We start from the raw sequence: 26,573 nt of genomic DNA on the forward strand, positions 1-26,573 counted from the left end.
TGCTAGCGGGGGCAACTTCGTGGAGGTTCGAGTCCTCTCCTGGGCACCATGACTCAGTAAATGATCAAACCCGCGCAAGCGGGTTTTTTCGTTTCCGGGGTTTGGTGCGCATTCCCTCCCGTGTTGAATCGCGATTGCGCACTCTATTGCACTCCATCCTGTAGTGCCGGGCCCTGCCCGGCAGCTTCATGCATCCGTGCGAACAGCCGGCGGCCATCGCATGATCTGAGCTGGGCCGGCGGGTGCGGGTTTGCGGGACACGCCGTAAATACGTCCATCGTAGAAAACTTGCGCGTGTACGCAGTCCTGCGTACACGGCAAGGCCTGGGTTGGGCGTCCTGCCCAACCCGCCGGGCGCATGCGCCCGGCCCATGTTTTCTACGGTCCCGCAAACCCGCCCCGCCGACCCTCGACGGTTTGTTGGTGGCCCGGGGAGATCAGAAGCGGGCTTCGATGGTTTTCATGCGTTACCGGATGTTGGGTTGTTCCGTGCAGTCGTTCGGGAACCGCCCCTACCGGCATCACGCGGAATGCATCAACGCGACCTCGTAGAGGCACGCCATGCGTGTCTGCTCTTTCTTCCCGCACGCGACCATCCATCGGGGGAGGCCGGCGGGTAGCCCCCGTAGGGACGCTAGAAAACATGGATGTTTTCTAGCAGCCCCCATGGATGGGTTCACGGCGTGTCCCGGAGGGGGCTGCCCGCCGGCCTCCCCAGCACGGAACAACAAAAACGCTGCTGTGCGCCGTTCGCTGTCAGCAGCACACAACAAAAAACCCCGCTCTTCGGCGGGGTTCTTCGTTTCAACTCAACACAACCAACTCAATGCCCGCCAGCCGACGCCGCACCCGCCCCTGCGCCGAACGGCGGCTTGGCCAGCCACAGGAAGGCGATGATGGCCAGGAAGATCCAGCCCAGCAGGAAGAAGATGTCGTTGAAACCCATCTGCGATGCCTGGTGGTTGATCATGTTGTTGAGCGCCGCCGCCCCGTGCTGCAGGTCGCCCTGTCCCATCGCCGCCACCTGGTCCTGCATCCCCGGCGTGTAGCCCGAGATGTTCTCGGTCATGTGCGCGTGGTGCTGCTGCGTGCGGCGTGCCCACAGCCACGTCGTCAACGACGCCGCGAAGCTGCCGCCGAGCGTGCGCAGGAACGTCGCCAGACCCGAGCCGGCCGCAATCTCGCGCCCGTCCAGGTCCGACAGCAGGATCTGCAGCACCGGCATGAAGAACAGTGCCACACCGATACCCATGATCAGCTGCACCCCCGCCACATGCCCGAAGTCTACCTGCAGGTTGAAGCCCGAACGGAGGAAACTCGTGAACGACAGGAACACGAACGCGAAGGACGCAATCCAGCGCATGTCGAACCGCGACGCATACTTGCCCACGAACGGCGTCATGATCACCGGCAGGATGCCGATGGGTGCCGTCGCCAGACCCGCCCAGATCGCCGTATAGCCCATGTCACGCTGCAGCCACTGCGGGATCAGCAGCGACACACTGAAGAATGCCGCATAGGCCACCACCATCGCCAGCGTACCGGCGCGGAAGTTGCGGTGGCGGAACAGACGCAGGTCCACGATCGGGTCCTTGTCGGTGAGCTCCCAGATCAGGAACACCGCCAACGCCACCACCGACACACAGGCCAGCGCCACGATCGTCGGCGAACTGAACCAATCCTCGTCATTGCCCAGGTCGAGCACCAGCTGCAGCGCGCCCACCCCGATGATCAGCGTGATCAGGCCCACGTAATCCATCTTCGGCTTTTCGATCTGCTCCGGGCGCCCCTTCAACTGATTGCCGACCACCAGCGCCGCGAAGATGCCCAGCGGCACGTTGATCAGGAAAATCCATTCCCAGCTGTAGTTGTCCGTGATCCAGCCGCCCAGGATCGGGCCGCAGATCGGCGCCACCACCGTGATCATCGCCAGCAGCGCCAGCGCCTGCCCGCGTTTCTCACGCGGGTAGATCGAGACCAGCAGCGACTGCGTGATCGGGTACATCGGACCGGCCACGAAACCCTGCAGCGCCCGCGACACCACCAGCATGCCCATGCTCTGCGCCAGGCCACACAGCAGCGACGCGACCACGAACGACAGCGTCGCCCAGATGAACAGCTTGGTTTCGCCAAAACGGCGGCTGAGCCAACCGGTCAGCGGCAGCGCGATCGCCGTGCTGACCGCGAACGACGTGATGACCCAGGTGGCCTGCTGCGAACTGGCGCCGAGGTTGCCGGCGATGGTGGGCAGCGACACGTTGGCGATGGTGGTGTCGAGCACCTGCATGAACGAGGCCATGGCCAGGCCTGCAGTACACAGCGCGACATTGGCCGGCCGGAACGCGCCGGTCGCACCTGGCGCCGACGGCGCGCCCGGGTTACCGGGCGCGGCGGGAGCTTGTGCGGACATGGGGACCTCAGCTTGCCTTTGCCGTGCGCGGCAGATTGTTCTGGATGATCTCGTGGATCGCGTCGTCGGCGTTGTGCAGCTGCTTGGCGTACACGTCGGTGTCGAACACCTGGCCCTTGGCCGCAGCGGTCGGCAGCACGGTGCCCTTCTGGTCGCGCAGGCTCACCTCGGCCTTCATCGACAGACCGATGCGCAGCGGGTGCTCGGCCAGCTGCTTGGCATCGATCGCGATACGCACCGGAACGCGCTGCACGATCTTGATCCAGTTGCCGCTCGCGTTCTGCGCCGGCAGCAGCGAGAACGCCGACCCGGTGCCCAGGCCCAGGCTGTCGATGCGGCCCTTGTAGTGCACGTCACCGCCGTACAGGTCCGAGCGCAGTTCCACTTCCTGGCCCAGGCGCATGTGGCGCAGCTGGGTTTCCTTGAAGTTGGCTTCCACCCACATCTGCTCGGTTGGCACCACCGCCATCAGCGCGGTACCCGGCTGCACGCGCTGGCCGACCTGCACCGAACGACGGGCCACATAACCGGTGACCGGCGCGACGATGCCGGCGCGCGCATTGTTGAGGTAGGCCTGGCGCAGCTGCGCGGCGGCCGCCTGCACGTCCGGCTGGGTAGCGATCACGGTGTCATCGACGAGCGCGTTGCTGCGCTCGAAGGTTTCGCGCGACCCGGCCACTGCCGCCTCGGCGGCGGCCAGCTCGGTACGCGCGTGGGCCAGCTCTTCATCGGAAATGGCGCCGGTCGCGGCCAGCCCCTTGCGGCGCGCGAAGTCTTCGCGGACGCGGTTGAGGGTGACCTGGCGGGCGTTCAACTCGGCCTGCGCGCCTTCCACACTGCGGTACAGGCCGCGGGTCTGGCGCACGGTCTTGGCCAGGTTGGCCTGGGCCTGCTGCAGCGCCACTTCGGTGTCGGCCGGGTCCAGCTGCACCAGCAGCTGGCCGCGCTCGACGCGCATGCCGTCATCGGCATTGATGGCCACCACCGTACCGGTCACCAGCGGGGTGATCTGCACCTGGTTGCCCTGCACGTAGGCATCGTCGGTGTCTTCGAACCAGCGGCCGAACATGAAGTACCACAGCGCGGCGGCAGCCAGCAGCAGCACCACGATGACCAGCAGGCCGCGCAGCAGCTTGCCACGACGGGAGGGGGCTGCCGGTGCGGCAGCAGGAGCGGAAGTCTGGCTCATGGAAGGTATCTCAGGAATGCGTGGATTCGGGGGCGGTGGCGAGCGTGGCGGCGTCGCCGGACGGGGTGAAGCCACCGCCCAGTGCCTGGCTCAGCCGTACCGAAACAAGGATCTGCCGCGACTGCAGCGAGGCGAGCTGCTGCTGCGACTGCAACAGCTGCGATTCCACGCTGAGCACGTCCAGGTAGCTGCCAATGCCGGCCTTGTAGCGCTGCTGCGCCAGATCGTGGGCGGCACGCGCGGTGGCCACGGCCTGCGCCTGCGAGGCGGCCTGGTCGGCCAGCGAGCGCACCGCGTTGACCTGGTCGGCGACATCGCGCAGCGCGTTGACCACCGACTGGTTGTAATCGGCCACGGCCAGGTCGTACGCCGCATCGGTCTTGTCCAGGTTGGCGCGCAGACGGCCCCCGTCGAAGATCGGCAGGCTCAGCGCCGGGCCGATGAAGGCGAACGTCGAGCCGCTCTTGAGCAGCTGGTCCACTTCACTGGCCACCACGCCGCCGAGTGCGGTGAGGTTGAGGCTGGGATAGAACTTCGCCTTGGCCGCATGGATCTCGCGACCGGCCGCCTCCACGCGCCAGCGCGCGGCGACGATGTCCGGGCGGCGACCCAGCAGTTCGCTCGGCAGCACGCCGGGCAGCTGCAGCGCCAACGGATCGAGCACCTGCGGCCGCTCGATCTGCAGGCCGCGATCCGGGCCCTGCCCGACCAGCGCGGCCAGCGCGGTGCGGGCCTCGTCGATCTGCTGCTGTGCGGCCTGCAGCTGCTGCTGCGCGGCCGGGATGCGGGTTTCGGCCTGGCGGGTCTGCAGGTCGCTGTCGATGCCGGCCGCGCGACGCTGGCGGGTCAGGGTCAACGTCTTCTGCGAGCGTGCCAGCTCTTCGCTGGCCACGTCGTGCAGCTGCCAGGCAAAGCCCAGCTGCGCGTATGCCTCGGCGATGCCGGCCGACAGGTTCAGGCGCGCCGCCTGTGCATCCACCTCGGCGGCATGGCCGCTGTCCACGGCCGCTTCCCAGGCGGCGCGCTTGCCGCCCCACAGGTCGATGCCATAGCTGAAGCTGAGATAGGCCTGGCCACTGCCGGCATAGCTGCCGCCCAGCTCATCGCCGACCATCGATTCGGGCAGTCGCACGCCGGTGTAGCCACCGGATGCGGACAGGCTGGGCAGGCGATCGGCATGCGCGGTGCCGATCTGCGAGCGTGCCTGGCGCAGGCGCGCGTCGGCCGCGTCCAGCCCCGGGTTGCGCTGCAGGCCTTCGGCAATGAGTGCGTCCAGCTGCGGGTCGCCCAGTGCGCGCCACCAGTCGGTGGCGGGCCAGGCGGCCGGGCTCAGGGAGTGGCCGGCCAGGGTGCGCTGGGTCTGCAGGCTGTCGGCGTCGAGCAGCTGGCCCTGGGGTTGCAGGCCACCGGTGCTGGCACAGGCGGCCAGCGCCAGCGCCAGCACGGCCGGCAGCGCCGGGCGCAGGGGCCGCAGCGATGAGGTGCGATCAGTTGAAGAGGTCATGGCGTATTGAGGGAGTCACGTACACGGGTCATGAGGGAAAGCAGGTGCGCGCGTTCGTCCGAAGACAGGTCGCGCATGGCGTCGTCCATCGTCTGGTCGCCGCGCTGCTTCAGCCGGGCCCACAGCTGGCGGCCTTCATCGGTAAGCACGATCTGCAGCGCCCGCCGGTCCTGCGCGTGGGGCTCGCGCCGCACGCAGTGGAGCGCTTCCAGCTTGTCCAGCAGGCGGGTGACCGCGCTGGGCACCTGGTCCAGGGCCTGGGCCAGTTCGTTGGCGGTGCACGGCGCACGCGCCGACAACACCTTCAGGCCCAGGTAGTGGGTGAAGCCGATGCCGAGGTTTTCCTCGGCCATCGACGTGTCGAGCTGGCGGACCAGGCCGTCGCGCACCTGGCGCAGCAGCAGGCCGAAGCTGGGGGGATTGGCATCAGGGCAGATCATGGGTGCGTATTTTGTTCCAAAAAATATATTTCTCAATAGAAATATTTAAATTGGAACAAAATGCTGTGTTGCAGCAGATGGAACGATGGGAGGCCGCTACCTTAATGGCGGCCCTGGCTGGCCCGGTATTACAATATGGACAATGGATAACACTTTCAGGCCAACGGACCCGCCCGGCGTCCAGATCCGCAGCGACGTGCTCGACTGGTTCGAGCGCGACGACGGGCTGGGCGTGCTGGGCTTCCGGGTGGACAGCCCGCGCGGGCTGGAACGCGAGGTCGACTGGCACGAACACCACCGGGCCCAGCTGATCTGCGTGGATGCGGGGCTGCTCACGGTGCGCACCCGCCACGGCACGTGGTCGATGCCGCCCGGCTGCGCGGGCTGGATGCCGCCCGGGGAACCGCACACCGTGGATATCCGCGGGCCGCTGCGCGGCTGGGGGGTCATCATCGCCCCGGCACTGGCCCGGGACCTGCCCGCCGAGCCCTGCGTGGTGGGCATCTCCGACCTGCTCCAGGCCCTGGCGCTGCGGGTGACCACCTGGGCGCCCAGCGCCGAGGCGACGCCCGCACAGCGCCACATCATGGAGGTGCTGCTCGATGAACTGCGCAATGCCCCGCGCCAGCGCACCCACCTGCCGATGCCGCGCGACCGCCGCCTGCTGCGGATTGCCTCGCAACTGATCGCCGAGCCCGCCGACGACCGCAGCCTGGAGCAGTGGGCGCAGTGGGCGGGGCTCTCGCCGCGCACCCTGACCCGCCACTTCCGCGACGAGACCACGCTGAGCTTCGCGCAGTGGCGCCAGCAGGCGCGCCTGGCCGAAGGGCTGCGCCGCCTGTCCGACGGCGCCAGCGTCTCGGCCATCGCCCACGAACTGGGCTTCAGCAGCCCCAGCGCCTTCGTCACCGTGTTCCGCCGCCACTTCGGCAGTCCGCCCGGACGCTACCTGGCGCGCGGGAGCCACCCCCTGCCTGCAACACGCGGCTTGGCATCCCCCGCCGCATCCGGATAATCGACCGCCTGCGAGGGCGTCAGCCGTCGCCGTCCCTTGCCACAGGTAACAATGCCGCATGACCGATCTTGCCCGCCCCGCTTTCCACGGCTTTGAACAGCTGCCCCTGCGCGAGTACGCCGAACGGGCGTACCTCGACTATTCGATGTACGTGGTGCTCGACCGTGCGCTGCCGTTCCTCGGCGATGGCCTCAAGCCGGTGCAGCGCCGCATCATCTATGCGATGAGCGAGCTGGGGCTGAACGCCGGCTCCAAGCCCAAGAAGTCCGCGCGCACCGTCGGCGACGTGATCGGTAAATACCACCCGCACGGTGACAGCGCGTGTTACGAGGCGCTGGTGCTGATGGCCCAGCCGTTCTCCTACCGCTACCCGCTGATCGAAGGCCAGGGCAACTTCGGTTCGACCGACGATCCCAAGTCGTTCGCGGCGATGCGTTACACCGAATCCAAGCTGACCCCGATCGCCGAAGTGCTGCTGGGCGAAATCAACCAGGGCACCACCGACTGGACCCCGAACTTCGACGGCACCCTGGAAGAGCCGACGTGGATGCCGGCACGCCTGCCGCACCTGCTGCTCAACGGCACCACCGGCATCGCCGTGGGCATGGCCACCGATGTGCCGCCGCACAACCTCAACGAGATCGTCAGTGCGCTGCTGCACCTGCTCGACGATCCGGAGGCGAGCATCGCCGACCTGCTGGAGCACGTGAAGGGCCCGGATTACCCGAGCGCAGCCGAGATCATCACCCCGGCCGCCGACCTGCGCACCATGTACGAAACCGGCTACGGCAGCGTGCGCGCGCGGTCTACCTTCCTCAAGGAAGGCACCAACATCGTGATCAACGCGCTGCCCTTCCAGGTCTCGCCATCGAAGGTGATCGAACAGATCGCCGCGCAGATGCGGGCCAAGAAGCTGCCGTGGCTGGAAGACATCCGCGACGAATCCGACCATGCCAACCCGGTGCGGGTGGTGCTGATACCGCGTTCCAACCGGGTCGATGCCGAACAGCTGATGGGCCACCTGTTCGCCACCACCGACCTGGAGCGCAGCTACCGGGTCAACATGAACGTGATCGGGCTGGACGGGCGTCCGCAGGTGAAGAACCTGAAGATGCTGCTCAGCGAGTGGCTGCAGTTCCGTGGCACCACCGTGACCCGGCGCCTGACCCACCGCCTGGAAAGGGTCGAGCGCCGCCTGCACATGTTGGAAGGCCTGCTGGTGGCGTTCCTCAACCTGGATGAAGTGATCCACATCATCCGTACCGAGGACGAGCCCAAGGCGGCGTTGATCGCGCGCTTTGCGCTGAGCGACGACCAGGCCGAGTACATCCTGGAAACCAAGCTGAAGCAGCTGGCACGCCTGGAGGAAATGAAGATCCGCGGCGAGCAGGATGAGCTGGCCAAGGAGCGCGACAGGATCCAGTCGATCCTGGACAGCAAGACCAAGCTGCGCAAGCTGATCCGCGACGAGCTGGTGGCCGACGCGAAGAAGTTCGGCGATGCGCGGCGTTCGCCGCTGGTGCAGCGGGGCGCGGCGCAGGCGATCGACGAGACCGAGCTGGTGCCGAGCGAGCCGATGACGGTGGTGCTGTCGGAGAAGGGCTGGATCCGCGCGGCCAAGGGCCACGACATGGACCCGTCCACGCTGTCCTACCGTGATGGTGACGCGCTGCTGGGTTCGGTGCGCGCGCGCAGCACCCAGCAGGTGGCGTTCCTGGACAGCGAGGGCCGCGCCTACTCGACGTTGATCCACACCCTGCCCTCGGCGCGCGGCAACGGTGAACCGCTCACCGGCCGCTTCTCGCCGGCCCCGGGCAGTGCGTTCATGACCCTGGCCAGTGGCGAGAACAACACCCGCTTCGTGCTCGCGTCCACGCATGGCTACGGCTTCGTGACGCGCTTCGAGAACCTCACCGGCCGCAACAAGGCCGGCAAGGCGATGCTCAACCTGACCTCCGGTTCCAAGGTGCTGACCCCGGCCGTGGTCGCCAACCCGGACACCGACCGGATCGTGGCGGTCACCAGTTCGGGCAACCTGCTGGCGATTGCGGCCACCGACCTGCCGGAACTGGACAAGGGCAAGGGCAACAAGATCATCGACATCCCCAAGGCCAAGCTCGCCACCGAGCGGGTGGTCGCGGTGGTATCGGTGAGCCCCGGCAACACGCTGCTGGTGCGCAGCGGCGCGCGCACCATGAACCTGTCGTTCAAGGATCTGGACACGTACCTGGGCACGCGTGCGACGCGTGGGCATCTGCTGCCGCGTGGCTGGCAGAAGGTGGAAGGGTTGTCAGTCGAGTAACGTCCTCAGCTGTATCGCACGCAATCATTGGCCGACATCACCATGCGCATAGAATCCATCCGGCTCAAGAACTACAAGAGCTTCCGAAACGCCACGATGGCCGACATGCCGGACTTGTGTGTGATTGTCGGTGCCAATGGCACCGGCAAATCTACCTTGTTCGGAGTGTTCGGTTTCTTGAAGGACTGTCTACTGCACAACGTTTCCCGAGCGCTGCAACCTCGCGGCGGGTTCAAAGAGCTGCTGTCTCGCGGCGCAGATCCATCCGAAGGCATTGAGATCGAGATCAAATTTCGGATGGAGATCGCTGGTATTGAACGGTTGGTGACCTATGGCCTGCACCTCGGCGAAGAGCGGGGACGCCCGGTCGTTCTGCATGAAGTCCTTCGCTACAAGCGTGGCCGATACGGCTCTCCCTTCCATTTCCTCGACTTCCGCAAGGGCGCTGGTTATGCAATCAGCAACGAGGAGGATTTCAATCGTCCGGATGAAGATCTGGACCGGGAAGAGCAGAAGGTTTCGCCGGACACTCTCGCGATTAGTGGCCTAGGGCAATTTGAGCGATTCAAGGCAGCAAACGCATTTCGCCAGTTGATTGAGAACTGGCATGTCTCAGACTTCCACATCAACCAGGCCCGAGGAAGCAAGGATGCCGTAGGAGTGGATGAACATCTTTCCGAGACCGGCGACAATCTCCAGCTTGTAGCCAGAAATCTTTACGAAAACCATCGAGATATCTTTAATGATCTTCTGGAGAGCATGCGCCGGCGTGTTCCCGGGGTAAGCAGCGTCACACCAAAGCTGACCGAAGACGGCCGGCTTCTGTTGCAGTTCCAAGATGGTGCCTTCAAGGATCCGTTCATTGACCGGTACGTATCCGATGGAACGATCAAGATGTTTGCTTACCTCGTGTTGCTTCACGACCCACGGCCTCACCCCCTACTCTGCGTTGAAGAGCCTGAGAATCAACTCTATCCCAAGCTTCTAGGCGAGCTTGCTGAAGAGTTTCGGGAGTACGCGCATCGTGGTGGCCAAGTACTGGTCTCAACGCACTCCCCTGACTTTCTCAACTCGCTAGAGCTCGACGAAGTCTTTTGGCTTCGCAAGCGTGATGGGTATTCCGAAATCATGCGTGCCAAGGACGACCCGCAGGTTTCGGCTTACATGGCGGCGGGGGACCAGATGGGATATCTCTGGAAACAGGGCTTCTTCACCGGAGTCGATCCACAGTGACGACCTTGGTTTTTTGCCTTGAGGAGGAATCCGCAAAATTTTTGCTGGAAGGCATCCTTCCCAGGATCATCGGGCCCGATATCGACGTTCGCTTCCTTGTCTTTGAAGGAAAACAGGACCTCCAGAGCCAGCTCGGGCGCCGCCTAAGAGGCTGGCTGGCGCCCGACACGCATTTTGTCGTACTTCACGATCAGGACTCTGGAGACTGCGTGGCATTGAAGAGTCGCTTGCGCGAAATATGCAACGAAGCCGGCAAACCAAATGCGCTCATTCGAATCGCATGCCACGAACTGGAAACCTTCTATCTTGGAGACCTAGGGGCGGTTGAGCGAGCACTTCATATCTCTGGACTGGCGCGTCAACAAATATCCCGAAAGTTCCGGGACCCAGACGCATTGAACAATGCCGCGCAAGAACTGAAGAAGATCAGCGACAAGAAGTACCAGAAGTTGAATGGATCCAGATTGATCTCCCCCGAGATGACATTGGATGGAACGAACCGGTCCAAGAGTTTCAACCAGCTCTGCACGGGAATCCGTCGATTGATCGCCGCTTAGATTCGACTCAACCCGCAATAGCACTGGGGCTGGGCGTAACAAGGGCGGCAAGGCGATGCTCGACCTCACCTCCCGGCTTGAAGGTATTGACCCCGGCCGTGCGCGCGGCCACCTGTTGCCGCGCGGGTGGCAGAAGGTGGAAGGGTTGTCGGTGGAGTGATGCATCGCTCACAAAAAAACCGGGGATTTCCCCGGTTTTTTTGTGCGTCGCTGGCGGGCGGTTGACTGGCTGGCGGACGTCTCTCTTTCTGGCTGGCTGGCGACTGCTGGCTGGCGGACAGGTTGTGCAGGCCGGCCAACGGCCGGCGCTACCCGCTCAGTGCGCTGACGCGCCCTTCGCTTCCATCTTGCTGGTCTGGTACAGGGCCAAGCCGAGGCGCTTGATCAGGCCCAGCTGCTGCTCCAGCCACCAGGCGTGGTCTTCCTCGGTGTCCTTGAGCTGCACCAGCAGCATGTCGCGGCTCACGTAGTCCTGGTGCTGTTCGCACAGCTTCATGCCGGCGGCCAGGTTGTCGCGCACGCTGTACTCGGTGTCCAGGTCCTTCCGCAGCATTTCTTCCACGGTCACGCCGGGCGCGAACACGTGCGGGCGCATGTCCGGATCGCCGCCCAGGAACAGGATGCGGCGAAGCAGCGCATCGGCATGCTGGGTCTCTTCTTCCATCTCGTGGTTGAGGCGCTCGTACAAGGCGAACAGGCCCTGGTCCTCGTAGCGGCGCGAATGGATGAAGTACTGGTCGCGCGCGGCCAGCTCGCCGCGCAGCAGCTCCTTCAGGCAGGCAATGACGTCGGGATGGCCTTTCATGGGGGGTCTCCAGTGAATCGATGGGGCCATGGTGCCCTATCCCGGACCGCCGTGATCTAATCGGAATCAGTTGCATGCGCAGGCGCAGTCGGTGCCGGCGGCAACGCGTTCCACCGCAGGGTGGATAACCGGGCACGCCCCGGCCTTAGGTGGTTTTCAGGGAGCCGGGATGCGTCGTTGGCTGAAGCGGGGTGCGTGGGGTCTGGTGCTGCTGGTGCTGGTCGTGATCGGCCTGGTGTGGTGGCTGCTGCGCGGCAGCCTGCCCACGCTTGACGGGGAACAGCACCTCACCGGGCTGCAGGGGCGGGCCAGCGTTACCCGCGATGCGCTGGGCGTGGTCACCATCGACGCCGGCAGCGAAGCCGATGCGATGCGCGCCCTGGGCCTGGTGCACGCCCAGGAACGCTACTTCGAGATGGACCTGATGCGCCGCTCCGCCGCCGGTGAGCTGTCGGCGCTGTTCGGACCGGCCGCCGTGCCGATGGACCAGCGCATGCGCGTGCACCGCCTGCGCGCGCGCACCGACGCCCATCTTGCTGTGGCGATGGGTGACCGCCCGCAGGTCGTGCAGGCGTATGTGGAAGGCGTCAACAGTGGCCTCAAGGACCTGCGCGTGCGCCCGTGGCCGTACCTGCTGCTGCGCCAGGCGCCCGCCGCATGGACCGCCACCGATTCGGTGCTCACCGGGCTGGCGATGTATGCGGACCTGCAGGACCCCACCAACCAGAACGAACTGGCGATGCGCCGCATCCGTGACGTGGTGCCGCCGGCGCTGTATGCGCTGCTCAGCCACGATGGCAGCGAATGGGATGCGCCGTTGTTCGGTGAGGCGCGCGGCAATGCCGAGTTGCCGGATGCGGACGCAGTGCGATTGGGTAAGGATCAAGGTTCGGCAGCGGCCGGGAAGGCGCCGGACGCGGACGTGCACGGCAGCAACAACTTCGCGGTGGCCGGTGCGCTGACCGCCGATGGCCGCGCCATCCTGGCCGACGACATGCACCTGGGCCTGCGCGCACCGAACCTGTGGTTCCGCGTGCGCGTGCGTTTTCCCGATCCGGACGCGCCCGGCGGCAAAGTGGATGCGAGCGGCTTCTCATTGCCGGGCCTGCCGGCCATCGTGGTGGGCAGCAACGGGCATGTCGCCTGGGGCTTCACCAACAGCTACATCGACAATGCCGACTACGTGGCCGTACCGGCCGGTGCGGGCGGCATCACCACGCACCAGGAGCGGATCCAGGTTGCCGGCCAGCCTGATGTGATGCTGCGCGTGCGCGAAACCGCGTGGGGGCCGCTGTTGCATGAGCGTGCGGATGGCAGCGGCGAGGCACTGCGCTGGACCGCCCAGCTGCCCGGTGCGGTGCGCCTGGACTTCGCCCACCTGGCGCGTGCGCGGGACCTGGACGACGCCCTGCGGATCGCCGACCGCGCCGGCATTCCAACCCAGAACCTGCTGCTGGCCGACCAGCACGGCCGGATCGCGTGGCGCCTGATCGGCGCGCGCCCCGACCGTGCGGCGGAGTGCCCGCCGAACGGCGCCACCTCCGTCGCGCCCGCGACCTGCGCCCCCTGGTCGATCCGCAGCGACCACTCACCCGCCTTGGTCGACCCACCCACGCAGCGGCTGTGGACCGCCAACGGGCGCGTGCTGGATGGGGCCGACCTCGCGGTCGCCGGCAATGCCGGCTATGACCTGGGCGCGCGCGGCCGGCAGATCCGCGACGACCTCCTGGCGAAACAACGTTTCAACGAGAACGACCTGCTGGCCATCCAGCTGGACGACCGCGCGGTGTTCCTGGAACGGTGGTGGGGTGTGCTGCGGCAGGTGGTCGAACACAGCGACGATCCGGCGCTGAAGCGGCTGGAGGTGGCCAGCCGCCATTGGGAGGGCCGCGCGGCGCCCGATGCGGTGAGCTACCGGATCACGCGCGGATTCCGCGGCAAGGTGCAGGACATCGTGTCCGCCGGCCTGCTGGCACAGGCGAAAGCGAGGTTGGGCGCGGCGTACCTGGAGCCGAAGCTGGCGCAGATCGAAGGGGTGCTGTGGCCGCTGGTCACGGAGCGGCCTGCGCATCTGCTGCCGCCACCGTACAAGGACTGGGACGCGCTGCTGGCCGAAGCGGCGCGCCAGGCGGAGGCCGAGCTGGCCGAACAGGGGCCGGACCTGGCCAGGCGCACCTGGGGCGAGCGCAACACGGCGTCCATCTGCCACCCGATCAGCCGCGCCCTGCCCGCGTTCGCGCGGCCGTGGCTGTGCATGCCGGCCGATGGCCTGCCCGGCGACCGCGACATGCCGCGCGTACAGGGACCGGCATTCGGCGCCTCGCAGCGCATGGTGGTATCGCCCGGGCACGAGGACCAGGGCCTGATCCACATGCCCGGCGGCCAGAGCGGGCATCCGCTGTCGCCGTTCTGGGGGGCAGGACACGAGGATTGGGTGCAGGGCACGCCGACGCCGTTCCTGCCGGGCGAAGCCCGTTACACCTTGGTGCTCGAGCCGTAGCGCGGACTGTAGAGCGGACTGTAGAGCGGACTGTTAGTCCGCTGCCGTTGGCGATGCCCTCACCGGCCGCGCGTAGAGCAGCGGACTGACAGTCCGCTCTACCCCGCCGTGTATCCGACCGCCGTGTATCCGACCGTCGTGTATCCGGCCGCGGTGCATCCCGCAGTCGTGCATACCGCCGTCGTGTATCCCGGCGCCGCCTATCCCGCCGTTGCGATCAGGGGCGCGCCTTCCAGCGCTCCATCCCGCTCAGCAGCGGCCCGGTCATCGCCGTGGTGACCAGCGCCATGATCACCAGCACGGCGAACAGGCGGTCGCCGAGGAAGCCCAGCTCATAGCCCAGGTTGAGCACGATCAGCTCCATCAGGCCACGGGTGTTCATCAGCGCACCCAGCTTCCATGCCTCACGACTCTGCATGCCCGCGCTGCGTGCCGCGCTCCAGGTGCCAAACAGCTTGCCCAGCGTGGCCACCGCGATCACCACCGCACACAGCAGCAGGTCGCTGGCCTGCAAGGCATCGGCGCGCATGCGCAGGCCGGTCATGGCGAAGAACAACGGCAGCAGCAGGGTGACGGCGAATGGCTCGACCTTCTCGATCAACAGCGTGCGCAGCTGTGCATTGGACGACACCGCCACGCCCGCGGCGAACGCGCCGAACAGCGCATGGATGCCCAGCACCTCGGTGACCAGCGCGCTGGCCAGCGAGAGCAGCAGCACGCCCAGCAGCCAGCGGCCTTCGCTGCCCGGTCGGATGACCTGGCGCGAGAACCAAGGCTTGACCAGGCCGAGCATCAGCGCGATGAACGCCACCACGCACAGCAGGCTGAGGCTGGCCGGGACCCAGCCGGTCGCCTGCGCCGCCGCGACGATCAGCGCCAGCAGGCACCATGCCGTGGCATCGCCGAGCGCCGCACAGGCGATGGCGGTCTGCCCCAGCGGCGTGTGGGTGAGGCCCCGATCAGCCAGGATGCGCAGCAGCACCGGGAACGCGGTGATGCTAAGCGAGATGCCGACAAACAGCGCGAACGCGGTAAAGCTGACGCCCTGCGGGCCATGTTCGGGGAACAGCCAGATGGCCAGCAGCACGCCCAGCACGAACGGCACGGCAATGCCGGCATGGCTGACGGTAAAGGCGAAACGGCGGCGGCCGCGCAGCCCGCCGAGGTCGAGCTCGGCCCCGGCCACCAGCAGGAACATCAGCACGCCCAGCTGGCTCAGCATGCCCAGCGGGCCCAGCGAGCTGGCCGGGAACAGGGCACCGTGCAGGTCGGGCAGCAGGCTGCCCAGCACCAGCGGCCCCATCATCAGTCCCGCGGCCATTTCGCCGATCACGGCCGGCTGGCCCAGCCGCTTCAGCAGCGCACCGGCGCCTTTGGCGACGACCAGCAGCACCAGCAGCTGCAGCAGGAACAGGCCGAGCGGCGACGCCAGGTGGTGGGCCCAGTCGCTGCCGACCACGGCGTCCGCCTTTGCTGCGGCGGCCGGCAGCTCCGGCCCGGCGTAGCGCGCCAGTGCGAGGCCGATGACCAGCGGAATCCCGGCCCAGGCCAGGTAGTGCCAACCCCATTTCATCCGCGGCACGTCGCCTCCGGTCTGTACGTCCATGAACATTCCCCAATGCATGAGGAGCGAATGTTACCCGGTAGTGCCGGCCGCTGGTCGGCTGCGCGCGATGCATGGCGTACGAGGAGCCGGCCAGCGGCCGGCACTACCCCGGCTGCGCGCGATGCCTGGCGTACGAGGAGCCGGCCAGCGGCCGGCACTACCCCGGCTGCGCGCGATGCATGGCGTACGAGGAGCCGGCCAGCGGCCGGCACTACGCCGGCTGCGCGCGATGCCGGACGTCCGAGGAGCCGGCCAGCGGCCGGCACTACCCGATGCCAGCCCCCCGGCATTGTTACGCCAAGGCCTGCTCGTGCACGCCGGCCACGGCGCGGCCGGAGGGGTCGGCCATGGCTGCGAAGCTGGCGTCCCACGCGATCGCCGCGGGCGATGAACAGGCAATGGACTTCCCGCCGGGCACGGTCTCGGCCGCGGCCTGGGTGGGGAAGAACTGCTCGAATACGTGCCGGTAGTAGTAGGCCTCCTTGGTCTGCGGCGGGTTGTGTACGAAGCGCTTGTCCGCCGCGGCCATCACCCGGTCGCTGATCTGCGTCTCGGCGTGTGCCTTGAGGCCGTCGATCCAGCCGTAGCCGACGCCATCGCTGAACTGCTCCTTCTGCCGCCACAGGATCGAATCGGGCAGGTAGCCCTCGAACGCTTCGCGCAGCACCGCCTTCTCTATCCGGCGCGTGCCGTTTGCGCCCTGCCCCACCATCTTGTGGCGCGCATCGATGCGCATGGCCACGTCGAGGAACTCGCGATCCAGGAACGGCACGCGCGGCTCCACGCCCCAGGCCATCATCGACTTGTTGGCGCGCAGGCAGTCGTAGTTGTTGAGCGCATCGAGCTTGCGTACCAGCTCTTCGTGGAACTCGCGCGCGTTGGGCGCCTTGTGGAAGTACAGGTAGCCGCCGAAGATCTCGTCGCTGCCCTCACCGGACAGCACCATCTTCACCCCCATCGCCTTGATCCGCCGTGCCAGCAGGAACATCGGCGTCGACGCACGGATGGTGGTGACATCGTAGGTTTCCACATGCCGGATCACCTCCGGCAGCGCATCCAGGCCTTCCTCGAAGGTGTATTCGAAACCGTGGTGCACGGTGCCCAGCGCCTCGGCGGCGATGGCGGCTGCGGCGAGGTCGGGCGAGCCCTTCAGGCCGATCGCGAACGAATGCAGCCGCGGCCACCAGGCCTCGCTCTGATCGCCGTCCTCGATGCGGTGGCGGGCGTAGCGCGCGGCCACGGCGGCCACCAACGACGAATCCAGGCCACCGGAGAGCAGCACGCCGTACGGCACGTCGGTCATTAGCTGGCGGTGCACCGCGCGCTCGAAGGCGTCGCGCAGCGCGGCCCGGTCGGCCTCCACGCCCTCGACCGCGTCGTAGTCGCGCCACGGTCGCTCGTAGTAGCGGGTGAGCGTGTCGGTCGCGCTGTCGTACCAGTGACCCGGCGGGAACTGCGCGGCATCGGCGCAGATGTCGACGAGCGACTTCAGCTCGGACGCCACCACCAGCCTGCCGTGCGCATCGTGCCCCCAGTACAACGGCACCACGCCGATCGGATCGCGCGCGATCAGCACCCGCTGCTGGTCGCGGTCCCACAGCGCGAACGCGAAGATGCCGTTGAGGCGGTTGAGGAACGATGCAGGTGTGTCCTGCTGGTACAGCGCGTTGATCACTTCGCAGTCCGAGCCGGTCTGGAACGCGTACGGCTGGGCCAGCTCGGCCTTGAGTTCGCGATGGTTGTAGATCTCGCCGTTGACCGCGAGCGCCAGGCGGCCGTCCTCGGACAGCAGCGGCTGCGAGCCGCCGGCCGGGTCCACGATGGCCAACCGCTCGTGGACGAGGATGGCGCCGGCGTCGACATACACACCGCTCCAGTCCGGGCCACGGTGCCGCTGGCGTTGCGACAGGTCCAGCGCATGGCGGCGCAATGCCGCGAGGTCATCGCCGGCCTGCAGGCCGAACATTCCAAAGATCGAACACATGGGAACAGCTCCTGATGATGGGGGAATACACGTCGTCTCTGCATCCGATCGGCCAAAAAAAAACCCGCATCGGCCGATGCGGGTTTTCTGGGGTCCGGGCGTTTGTTGCTTGTTCTAGCCCTGGTCGCAGTCCCGCATTGGCCGCGCACGATTATTCGCGCGCAGATTATTGCGGTTGGTGGTGTTGACGGCGGTGGCCAGGAGCGTGGACATGGATCGACCGTACCCCGGTTTTCCGCGGGGTGCAACTGTTGCGATGGCAACCTTCGGTTGTCGGGGGCGATAATCATGCCCCTTCTGCAGCACCGGACCGGAATGAACCCCTGCATCGGACGCACCGCCCTGCGGCTTGGCGTCGTCGCCTTCAGCCTCGCCCTGGCCGCCTGCGGCACGGCCCCCCTACGGACCCCGGCCAGCATCGCCCAGTCGCTGGAGACCGCAGCAGCGGACGGCAGCGTCGACAGCCTCTTGGACGCGGCCCGGACCTACGAGACCTTCAATGATCCGCGTGCGGTGGGCGCCTACGAGCGTGCTGCCGCCGTCACGCCCTGGACGTTCCAGAACAGCCAGGCCGAAGAAGCGCTGGGCCGGATCTGGACCCACGGTGAGCTGCTGCACGGCAGCGGACCGAACATCGTGCAGGGCGCCGCGCTGCGCCCGTCCCCGCGCCGCGCCGAGCGCTGGTATCGCGCCGCCGCCGCGCACGGCAACCCGATGGCCATGTTGATGCTGGCCAGGTTCTACCGCGACCGCGGTGACGCGGCCAACGCGCTGCGCTGGGATCTGCGCGCGACGATCTACCACCGCATGTCGTCGGAATCCTCGCGGCTGCCCCAGGCCATTGCGCCGAAGGACGGCGTGACGCACCCGCTGGTGCTCGATATCCAGGCGCGTGCACGTCGTGGCGATGCAGATGCGCAGGTCGATCTCGGCACCCTGTACGAAACCGGCATGGGGCTGCCTCGCGATGGCGAACAGGCCCTGCACTGGTACGGGCAGGCGGCGGCACAGGGCAATGTCCATGGCCAGTATTTCAGCGGCCTGCTGCTGGGCCGCGGTCGCGCGGGCGTGACGCGCGATGTGGATGCGGCCGCCGGCTGGTTCGCGAAGGCGTATGCACAGCGGTTCTACCTGGCCGGCGAGACGTATTGGCGCAAGACCATCGAGCCGCCGTTCTGGACGTTTGACTGAGGGCGTGGCAGCGCAGGCTGTACACACCGCGCGAGCGCTTTCAAGTCTGCCTCTTCGCCTTGGCATCGACCAGAATGGCGGCATGAATACCGCCACTTTCCGCGACGAGACCATCACCCGCGAACGCATGCAGGCCATTGTGGCTGCGCATCCACGCGCGGCCGTGTTCGAAGGCTGCACGTTCGACAACGGCGACTTCTCGCGGCTGGACATGGATGGATTCCAGTTCAACCACTGCTCGGTCGCCGGCGCCTGCTGGCTGGCGGGGTCGCTGGAGGAGAGCCAGTGGACGAAATGCCGCGGTGGCCAGTGCGATTTCAGTTCAGCCCTGCTCAGTGATGCGCGCTTCTCGCACTGCGATCTGAACAACAGTCACTGGCGTCGCGCGACGTTGTCTTCGGTACGCTTCGAGGACTGCAAGCTGACCGGCGCGCACCTGCAGGAAGTGACCGGCTGGGCGCTGGAATTCCGCGATTGCCTGCTGGTCAGCGCCGACCTGCGCGGCCTGTCGTTCCGCAAGGCCCAGCTGGAGGGCATGGATTTTTCCGACGCCGAACTCTCCGGCTGTGACTTCCGCGACGCGGTGTTCGAGGGCGGCAGCCTGCGCAACGCGCAGACCCGGCTGACCCGGTTTGAAGGCGCGGACCTGCGCGGCACCGACATCACCGGGCTGAACGTGATGGACAGCAAGCATTTCAAGAAAGCGGTGATCTCGCAGCGCCAGGCCGCGGCGGCGCTGGCCGCGTTCGGGTTGATCGTGGCGTGACGGCTGGGTGGGAATGGCTGGGTGGGAACGACCAACCGCGTGGAGCCCACTGGGTAGAGCCGACTGGGTAGAGCCGACTGTTAGTCGGCTGTTCCGGCAAACGGCAGCCGACTAACAGTCGGCTCTACCCAGTCGGTTGTCATCGGTCGGTTGTCATCGATCGGTTGTCATCGGTCGGCTGTCATCGATCGGTTGTCATCGGTCGGTTGTCATCGACCGGTTGTGATCTGCCCGTTGCGATCAGCCGGTTGTACCCCGTTGCCAGCTCAACTGAGCAACCGCTCCACCAGCCGCAGGTACAGCGCCGGCAGCCGCTCCAGATCCGCGACCCGCACATTCTCATCGACCTGGTGGATGCTGGCATTCACCGGCCCCACCTCGATGCACTGCGCGCCCAGCGGCGCGATGAAGCGCGCGTCCGAGGTCCCGCCGCCGGTGCTTTCCTCCGGCGGGCCGCCGGCGAACTCACCCAGCACCTCACGCGCTACCCGGCGCAGCGTGCCTTCCGGCGTATAGAACGGTTCGCCGCTGCGATGCCATGCGAGGGTGTAGTCCAGCGCATGGCGGTCCAACAGCGCGGCGATCTCCTGCTCCAGCACCGGCGCATTCCAGTGCGGGTTGTAGCGCAGGTTGAACAGCACCCGCAGCTCGCCGGGAATCACGTTGTTGGCCCCGGTGCCGGCCTGGAGGTTGGACACCTGCAGGCTGGTCGGCGGGAAACTCTCGAAGCCGTCGTCCCACTGCCGGGCAGTGAGCTCGGCCAGCGCGGGCGCCGCCAGGTGGATGGGATTGCGCGCCTTGTCCGGATAGGCCACATGCCCCTGCACGCCCTTCACCGTCAGCGTGGCCGACAGGCTGCCGCGACGTCCCACCCGCAGCAGATCGCCGAGCACCGCCGTGGACGACGGCTCACCGGTGATGCACCAGTCGATGGCCTGGCCGCGCGTGCGGAAGAGATCGGCCACGCGGCGAACGCCGTCGATGGCATCACCCTCCTCATCACTGGTCAGCAGCACCGCAAGCGTGCCAGGGTGATCGGGATGCGCCGCGACGAACTGTTCGGCGGCGACCACGAACGCGGCCACGCTGCCTTTCATGTCCGCCGCGCCGCGCCCGTACAGCACGCCGTCGCGGATCTGCGGGTCAAACGGATCGCTGGTCCACGCCGACACCGGCCCGGTCGGCACCACGTCGGTGTGGCCGAGCAGCACCAGCACCGGCGAACCGGCGCCATGGGTGGCCCACAGGTTGTCGACCTCGCCCAGCCGCAGGTGCTCGCACTGGAAACCCGCGCGCTCCAGCCGCCCGGCCAGCAATGCCTGGCAACCGGCGTCCTCGGGGGTCACCGAGGCACGCGCGATCAGGTCGCAGGTCAAGGCAACGACGTCGTTCACGCGCCCACTCCGAACCGCTGCTTGAAGCCGTTGTCCGAGAAGCCCTGGGTCATCACGCCGTCGGCGCTGACCAGCACCGGCCGCTTGACCAGCTGCGGGTACTCGCGCAGCAGCAGCTTCCATTCGGCCTCGGAGTCGGCCGCCTTGCGGTTCTCGGGCAGCTGCCGCCACGTGGTGGAGGACCGGTTGATCAACGCAGGAAAACCACCGGCCTGGGCGGCCCAGTCGATCAGGGTCTCCGGCGAAGGCTTCTGCTCGCGGTAGTCGACGAAGGTGTACGGCACCTGGAAGCGGTCCAGCCACCTGGTGGCCTTCCTGCAGGTATCGCAGTTCTTCAATCCGTAGACGGTGGTCGTCATCGCGGGACTCAGTCGGCCAGGCCGCGCAGCAGGTCGTTGACGCTGGTCTTGCTGCGCGTCTTTGCATCGACCTGCTTGACGATCACCGCGCAGTACAGCGAGTGCGAACCGTCCTTGGACGGCAGCTGGCCGGAGACCACCACGCTGTAGGGCGGCACCGAACCGTAGCTGATCTCGCCGGTGGCGCGGTTGTAGACGCGGGTGCTCTGGCCCAGGAACACACCCATGCCGATCACGCTGTGGTGGCCGACCACGAAACCTTCCACCACTTCCGAACGCGCGCCGATGAAGCAGTGGTCCTCGATGATGGTCGGGCTGGCCTGCAGCGGCTCCAGCACGCCGCCGATGCCGGCACCGCCGGACAGGTGGCAATGCTTGCCGATCTGCGCGCACGAACCCACCGTGGCCCACGTATCGACCATGGTGCCCTCGCCCACGTAGGCGCCGATGTTGGTGAAGCTCGGCATCAGCACCACGTCCTTGCCGAAGTAGCTGCCGCGACGGGCGATCGCGCCCGGTACCACGCGTACGCCGGCGCGGCGGAACTTGGCTTCATCGAACCCGGCAAAACGCGATTCGACCTTGTCCCAGAACGGCGCAGGACGCGCATCGACCACGGCCATGTCGTTGACACGGAAATACAGCAGCACCGCCTTCTTCAGCCACTCGTTGACCTTCCAGCCACCGTGGCCATCCGGCTCGGCAACGCGGAATTCGCCGGTTTCCAGGCCGTCGATGACCCGGCCGACCAGCGGCTTGGTCGAGCCTTCCAGTTCGTGCAGGGTCAGCGTGGCGCGGCGCTCGAAGGCACTTTCAATGCCGAACTTGAGTTCTTCCACGCCCGGCGTGGCCGGCTTGCGCAGCGACTTGCGCGCGATGTTGGCGTCGCGGCTGGCGCTGCGCTTGGCCGCGCTCTCGGCCGGGCTGGTGGCCTTCTTGACGGCCTTTTTGGCCGCAACCGCCTTCTTCACGGCGGGCGCGGGCGTGGCGCTGGCAGCGGTGGTCTTGGCCGCCGCGGTCTTGGCGGCAGTCTTCTTGGCAGGCTTGGTGGCCATCAGTGGGGGTCTCCGGCGTTTCGATCAGGATCCAGGCAGGCCAGCATGGCGTCGTGCAGCTGCTGCCTGGCGGTATCGGTCAGGGGGTGGTCGTGCTCATCGCTGATCACGAACATGTCTTCGGCGCGTTCGCCGAACGTGGCAATGCGCGCGTCATGCACGCGCAGGCCCTGGTTGCGCAACACGAAGGCGACGTCGGCCAGCAGCCCGGGGCGGTCGGGTGCGACCAGGCTGAAGCGCGTGCCGCCGGTGTCGTTGTCGTTGGCATCGCGGAACTCGATCCGCGGCGCGAAACGGAAATGCCGCAGCTGGCGCGGAATCACCCGCCGCGAGGGACGCAACCGGGTGAGGTCGCCGGCCAGCGCATCGCGCAGGGCCGCTTCCAGCCGCACCGGGTCGCCGTCGGCGAAGCTGTCGGCCGGGGTCACCTCGAAGGTATCGAAGATCGTCTCCACCGGACCGTCCAGTACCCGCGCACGGTGGATGCCGTAGCCCTTGCGGTCCAGGGTCATCACGATCGCGGCGAACAGGCCATCGCGGTCGGGAGAATGCACGAACACTTCCAGTGCATCGTCATCGGCGCTGATCCGGCGCACCTTGACCAGGGTCTGGCCCTGCTTGAGCGGCACCAGCGCGGCGGCCTGCCAGGCGAGCTGCTCGGGGCGCAGGCGGATGAAGCTCTCGTCGGGCATCACCGTGAACTGGCGGTCGATGGTGGCATCGTCATAGCCGCGTTCGCGCACCAGCGCACGCACCGAGTCGCGCGCCTCCAGCACGCGTTCGGCGGCCGGCATCTGGTTTTCCAGGCCGTCGCGCAGCGCGCGCCGCGCCGCGAAATACAGGTCGGCCAGCAGCCGGTCCTTCCATGCGTTCCACAGCTTCGGGCTGGTCCCGGCGATGTCGGCGCAGGTCAGCAGGTAGAGATAGTCCAGGCGGTCGCGGCTGGCAACAAGGCTGCCGAAGCGATGGATCACGTCGGGGTCGGAGATGTCCTGCTTCTGCGCGGTCACCGACATGCGCAGGTGCTGTTCCACCAGCCACGCCACCAGTTCGGTGTCGGATGCACTCAAGCCATGCGCCTGGCAGAACGCGCGTGCGTCCACCGCGCCCAGCTCCGAGTGATCGCCGCCACGGCCCTTGGCGATGTCATGGAACAACCCGGCCAGCAGCAGCAGCTCGGGCTTGCGCAGGCGCGGCCACACCTCGTGTGCGATCGAGAAGCGCTCGTCGGCACGGCTGCTGGAAAACAGGCCGATGTTGCGCAGGACCATCAGCGTGTGCTGGTCCACCGTGTACACATGGAACAGGTCGAACTGCATGCGCCCGGAGACCTGCGCGAAGGCGGGAATCCACTGACCCAGCACGCCCAGTCGTGCCATGCGGGCCAGCGTATCGACCGCACGCGGGCTGCGCAGCAGCGCCATGAACTGCTCGCGCGCTTTCTCCCCGGCCTGTTCGTAGGGCGGCAGGTCGGCCAGCGATTCGGCCAGCGCGCGCGCCGTCAGCGAATGCAGGCCGCGCACGTCGGGGTTGTAGGCCCAGCTGGCGAACAACGCGAACACCTGTTCGATGTCGCCCTGCGGCCAGCTCGGGTCGTTCGCGGCCAGGTAGCCGCGGCGCAGCGAGAAGCCCACGCTGACCGGCTCGGGCACGGCCTCGCCGTCGAACTGCTCTTCGAAACGCTGCAGCAACCGGTCGCTGATCCGCCGCACCACGGTGGCGCTGCGGTAGAAGCCCTGCATCATCTTCTCGACCGCCAGGCTCTCGACGTCGTCAACGAAACCGAGCCGCGTTGCGAGGGTCTTCTGGTAGTCGAACCGCAGGCGTTCTTCGGGCCGGTTGGCCACCAGGTGCAGGCCGAAGCGGAGCTGCGCCAATGCGCAGCGCTCGCGCTTCAACGCGGCGGCCTCGTCCGGGCCCAGATGGCCCAACCCGACCAGCGCTTCCAGCTCGCGCACGCCAAACGCGCGCAGTGCCATCCAGCCCAGCGTATTGAGATCGCGAAGCCCGCCCGGGCCGTCCTTGATGTCCGGCTCCAGGTTGTCGGCGGTGTCGCCGAAACGCTGATGGCGCGCCAGCAGTTCCTCACGCTTGGCCAGGAAGAAGTCGCGCGGTGGCCACAGACCGTCGGCATTGACGGCCTGCTTCAGGGCCTGCCGCGCCGCGTCGTCCGCGGAAAGCGGGCGTGCTTCGATCAACGCGGTGAGGACCGTCTGGTCGGCACTGGCCTGCACGCATTCCTGCGCCGAGCGCACCGCATGGCTCACCGGCAGACCGCAATCCCACAGGAGGGCGAACAGGCGCGCCAGCGCACCTTCATGCGCGCGCTGTGCGGCGGTCGGCCCGAACACCAGCAGGTCGATGTCCGAGCGCGGGAACAGCTCGCCGCGTCCGTAACCGCCCACGGCAAACAGCGCCAGGCCGGCACCGGCCGGCACGCAGCGCTGCCAGGCCAGCCGGATCAGGTGATCGGCAGCGCGCGCGCGCAGCGCCAGCAGGCGCTCGATGTTGTCGCCCTGGTCGAAGCGGCGGTACAGGCGCGCATCGGCCTGCTGCAGGGTCTGGCGCGCCTCCGCGGCCCACTCGGGGTCGGCGACGACGGTGGCCGGCGCGTCCAGGGTCGGGCTCGCCGGCAGCATGCTCAGACCTGCGATTCGCCGGGCGACAGCGTCAGCACATCCACGCCGGTCTCGGTGACCGCGATCATGTGCTCCCACTGCGCCGACAGCTTGCGGTCCTTGGTGACCACGGTCCAGCCATCCGGAAGCACCTTGTTGTAGCGGGTGCCCTCGTTGATCATCGGCTCGATGGTGAAGGTCATGCCCGGCTGCAGCACCAGGCCCTGGCCGGGACGTCCGTAATGAACCACCTGCGGTTCGTCGTGGTAGACCTTGCCGATGCCGTGGCCGCAATACTCGCGCACCACGCTGAAGCGCTCGCCTTCGGCCAGCGACTGGATCGCATGGCCGATGTCGCCTAGCGTCGCGCCCGGCTTCACCGCGCGGATGCCGGCCCACATCGCCTGGTACGTGGTATCGACCAGGCGCTTGGCCATCGTCGACGGCGTGCCGACGCAATACATGCGGCTGGTATCGCCGTGCCAACCGTCCTTGATCACGGTCACATCGATGTTGACGATGTCGCCGTCCTTCAGGACCTTGGCTTCACTGGGGATGCCGTGGCAGATGACGTTGTTGACCGACGTGCAGACCGTTTTCGGGAAGCCGCGATAGCCGACATTCGCCGGCGTGGCCTTCTGCACGTTGATGATGTGGTCGTGGCAGATGCGGTCCAGCTCTTCGGTCGTCACGCCCGGCTTGACGTGGGGGGTGACGATGTCGAGCACCTCGCTGGCCAGCCGGCCGGCGATGCGCATCAGTTCGATTTCCTGGGGGGTTTTCAGATTCACGCTCATGCCGGCCATTATCGCCGATCCGGAGCCATTCTGAACGGGAATTGCTGGAACGCTGACAGCCCGTGTTCGGGCCGGTGAGGGTCCCGGAGGCGCCGCCGTCCCGCCCGCAACGTAAAAAGTGTGAAAACCGGCCAGTTTTCGTCACATCCCCCCTACAACCCCGCTCTTATAAGAGGATCAGCGCCTCCGGGCGCCCTCCCCCTGCAGTACGGCGGCATCGATTCGTTCATCCAGGACCTCAGTCCAAGGAGAAAACCCATGCGATCCCTGCGACCCCTGCTGTTCAGCCTTGGCCTGGTGGCCGTCTCCACGCCCGCCAGTGCAGCCGACACCACCACGTTCAACGTCAAGATCATCATCACCAAGGCCTGCACGATCACGGCCGCCGCGGCGACCGACGTCGATTTCGGCTCGGCCCTGTCCACCGCCACCACCCCGTCCAACGCGCAGGGCACGATCACCGCGCAGTGCTCGGCGCTGACGCCGTACACCATCGCGCTCAATGCCGGCTCCAACCCGGGCACCGCGAACGACGTCACCACCCGGCGCATGAAGAACACCAATGCGGCGGTGACCACCAACAACTTCGTGGGCTACCAGCTGTACCAGGATGCCGGCCACAGCACGGTATGGGGTGCCACGACCGGCACCAATACCGTTGCCGCCACGGGGACCGGCCTTGCGGTGCCCTACAACGTCTATGGCCAGGTGGCCAATCCCAGCGTGAACAACGCCGCTACCGGTAGCTACCAGGACACGGTCACCGCCACCATCTCCTACTGAGGTCGCCATGCCGGAACTCGAACGAGGGCGCGCACCGCGCGCCACGACGGGCGGGCGCGCCTGGG

At 67.0% G+C, this 26,573-nt stretch carries 20 protein-coding genes; 8 read left to right on the forward strand and 12 right to left on the reverse strand.

The genetic code is table 11. The annotated features are described in order from the left end of the window. Window positions 1-823: 823 nt before the first annotated feature. The 4 genes from RT456_RS18115 to RT456_RS18130 are packed head-to-tail and all read right to left on the reverse strand — an operon-like array spanning window position 824 to window position 5,543. Entirely contained in the window at window positions 824-2,410 is a 1,587-nt protein-coding gene (locus tag RT456_RS18115; protein ID WP_313348649.1) for a DHA2 family efflux MFS transporter permease subunit, read from the reverse strand. A gap of 7 nt (window positions 2,411-2,417) precedes the next feature. Continuing rightward, complete coding sequence (gene emrA / locus RT456_RS18120) at window positions 2,418-3,599, reverse strand: multidrug efflux MFS transporter periplasmic adaptor subunit EmrA (RefSeq protein WP_313348651.1); 1,182 nt, start codon at window positions 3,597-3,599, stop codon at window positions 2,418-2,420. 10 nt (window positions 3,600-3,609) lie between these two features. Continuing rightward, window positions 3,610-5,103: an efflux transporter outer membrane subunit gene (locus RT456_RS18125; protein WP_313348653.1), complete on the reverse strand. Its 1,494-nt coding sequence runs from the start codon at window positions 5,101-5,103 to the stop codon at window positions 3,610-3,612. After that, window positions 5,100-5,543, reverse strand: a complete 444-nt coding sequence (locus tag RT456_RS18130; RefSeq protein WP_313348655.1) for a MarR family transcriptional regulator — start codon at window positions 5,541-5,543, stop codon at window positions 5,100-5,102. The genes RT456_RS18125 and RT456_RS18130 overlap by 4 nt, the downstream gene beginning before the upstream one ends. Before the next feature lie 142 nt (window positions 5,544-5,685). On the opposite strand from RT456_RS18130, the gene RT456_RS18135 reads away from it, so the two are divergent. From RT456_RS18135 to RT456_RS18150, 4 genes are read left to right on the forward strand one after another with little or no spacing between them, the layout of a single operon-like run. Next, entirely contained in the window at window positions 5,686-6,558 is an 873-nt protein-coding gene (locus RT456_RS18135; RefSeq protein WP_313348656.1) for a helix-turn-helix transcriptional regulator, read from the forward strand. 58 nt (window positions 6,559-6,616) lie between these two features. Beyond that, entirely contained in the window at window positions 6,617-8,860 is a 2,244-nt protein-coding gene (parC, locus tag RT456_RS18140; protein WP_313348658.1) for a DNA topoisomerase IV subunit A, read from the forward strand. Between the two features lie 42 nt (window positions 8,861-8,902). Further along, window positions 8,903-10,093 carry an AAA family ATPase gene (locus tag RT456_RS18145; protein ID WP_313348680.1) on the forward strand — a complete coding sequence of 397 codons (1,191 nt, stop codon included), beginning with the start codon at window positions 8,903-8,905 and terminating at the stop codon, window positions 10,091-10,093. Further along, the gene (locus RT456_RS18150) at window positions 10,090-10,650 is read left to right on the forward strand and encodes a DUF4276 family protein (RefSeq protein WP_313348660.1); all 561 of its coding nucleotides are present in this window, start codon (window positions 10,090-10,092) and stop codon (window positions 10,648-10,650) included. The genes RT456_RS18145 and RT456_RS18150 overlap by 4 nt, the downstream gene beginning before the upstream one ends. A gap of 316 nt (window positions 10,651-10,966) precedes the next feature. Here RT456_RS18150 and RT456_RS18155 read toward each other — a convergent pair whose 3' ends face one another. After that, the gene (locus RT456_RS18155) at window positions 10,967-11,455 is read right to left on the reverse strand and encodes a bacterioferritin (protein ID WP_313348662.1); all 489 of its coding nucleotides are present in this window, start codon (window positions 11,453-11,455) and stop codon (window positions 10,967-10,969) included. A 169-nt stretch (window positions 11,456-11,624) separates the two neighbouring features. Between RT456_RS18155 and RT456_RS18160 the strand changes: the two genes are divergently transcribed. Next, window positions 11,625-13,955, forward strand: a complete 2,331-nt coding sequence (locus RT456_RS18160) for a penicillin acylase family protein (RefSeq protein ID WP_313348664.1) — start codon at window positions 11,625-11,627, stop codon at window positions 13,953-13,955. Between the two features lie 217 nt (window positions 13,956-14,172). On the opposite strand, the gene RT456_RS18165 is transcribed toward RT456_RS18160, so the two are convergent. Both RT456_RS18165 and asnB read right to left on the reverse strand, forming a co-directional pair. Continuing rightward, a complete protein-coding gene (locus RT456_RS18165; RefSeq protein WP_313348666.1) occupies window positions 14,173-15,567 on the reverse strand; it encodes a cation:proton antiporter in 1,395 nt (464 codons plus the stop codon). A gap of 286 nt (window positions 15,568-15,853) precedes the next feature. Further along, a complete protein-coding gene (gene asnB / locus RT456_RS18170; protein ID WP_313348667.1) occupies window positions 15,854-17,545 on the reverse strand; it encodes an asparagine synthase B in 1,692 nt (563 codons plus the stop codon). A gap of 315 nt (window positions 17,546-17,860) precedes the next feature. Here asnB and RT456_RS18175 point away from each other — a divergent pair, with 315 nt between their 5' ends. Both RT456_RS18175 and RT456_RS18180 read left to right on the forward strand, forming a co-directional pair. Beyond that, complete coding sequence (locus RT456_RS18175) at window positions 17,861-18,736, forward strand: tetratricopeptide repeat protein (protein WP_313348668.1); 876 nt, start codon at window positions 17,861-17,863, stop codon at window positions 18,734-18,736. An 82-nt stretch (window positions 18,737-18,818) separates the two neighbouring features. Then, window positions 18,819-19,502: a pentapeptide repeat-containing protein gene (locus tag RT456_RS18180; protein ID WP_313348670.1), complete on the forward strand. Its 684-nt coding sequence runs from the start codon at window positions 18,819-18,821 to the stop codon at window positions 19,500-19,502. A gap of 266 nt (window positions 19,503-19,768) precedes the next feature. Here RT456_RS18180 and dapE read toward each other — a convergent pair whose 3' ends face one another. Genes dapE through map form a run of 5 tightly spaced genes read right to left on the reverse strand, consistent with a single transcriptional unit; the run spans window position 19,769 to window position 25,725 of the window. Next, a complete protein-coding gene (gene dapE / locus RT456_RS18185) occupies window positions 19,769-20,896 on the reverse strand; it encodes a succinyl-diaminopimelate desuccinylase (RefSeq protein ID WP_313348671.1) in 1,128 nt (375 codons plus the stop codon). Beyond that, entirely contained in the window at window positions 20,893-21,255 is a 363-nt protein-coding gene (locus RT456_RS18190; RefSeq protein ID WP_313348672.1) for a Spx/MgsR family RNA polymerase-binding regulatory protein, read from the reverse strand. The genes dapE and RT456_RS18190 overlap by 4 nt, the downstream gene beginning before the upstream one ends. Before the next feature lie 8 nt (window positions 21,256-21,263). After that, entirely contained in the window at window positions 21,264-22,310 is a 1,047-nt protein-coding gene (dapD, locus tag RT456_RS18195; protein WP_313348673.1) for a 2,3,4,5-tetrahydropyridine-2,6-dicarboxylate N-succinyltransferase, read from the reverse strand. Beyond that, the gene (locus RT456_RS18200) at window positions 22,310-24,949 is read right to left on the reverse strand and encodes a [protein-PII] uridylyltransferase (protein WP_313348675.1); all 2,640 of its coding nucleotides are present in this window, start codon (window positions 24,947-24,949) and stop codon (window positions 22,310-22,312) included. The genes dapD and RT456_RS18200 overlap by 1 nt, the downstream gene beginning before the upstream one ends. A 2-nt stretch (window positions 24,950-24,951) precedes the next feature. Continuing rightward, complete coding sequence (gene map, locus RT456_RS18205) at window positions 24,952-25,725, reverse strand: type I methionyl aminopeptidase (protein ID WP_313348676.1); 774 nt, start codon at window positions 25,723-25,725, stop codon at window positions 24,952-24,954. A 258-nt stretch (window positions 25,726-25,983) separates the two neighbouring features. Here map and RT456_RS18210 point away from each other — a divergent pair, with 258 nt between their 5' ends. Next, window positions 25,984-26,508, forward strand: a complete 525-nt coding sequence (locus tag RT456_RS18210) for a spore coat U domain-containing protein (protein ID WP_313348678.1) — start codon at window positions 25,984-25,986, stop codon at window positions 26,506-26,508. Window positions 26,509-26,573 lie beyond the last annotated feature (65 nt).

Origin of the sequence: Stenotrophomonas sp. (genome assembly GCF_032099025.1) — a bacterium.
Classification (GTDB): domain Bacteria; phylum Pseudomonadota; class Gammaproteobacteria; order Xanthomonadales; family Xanthomonadaceae; genus Stenotrophomonas.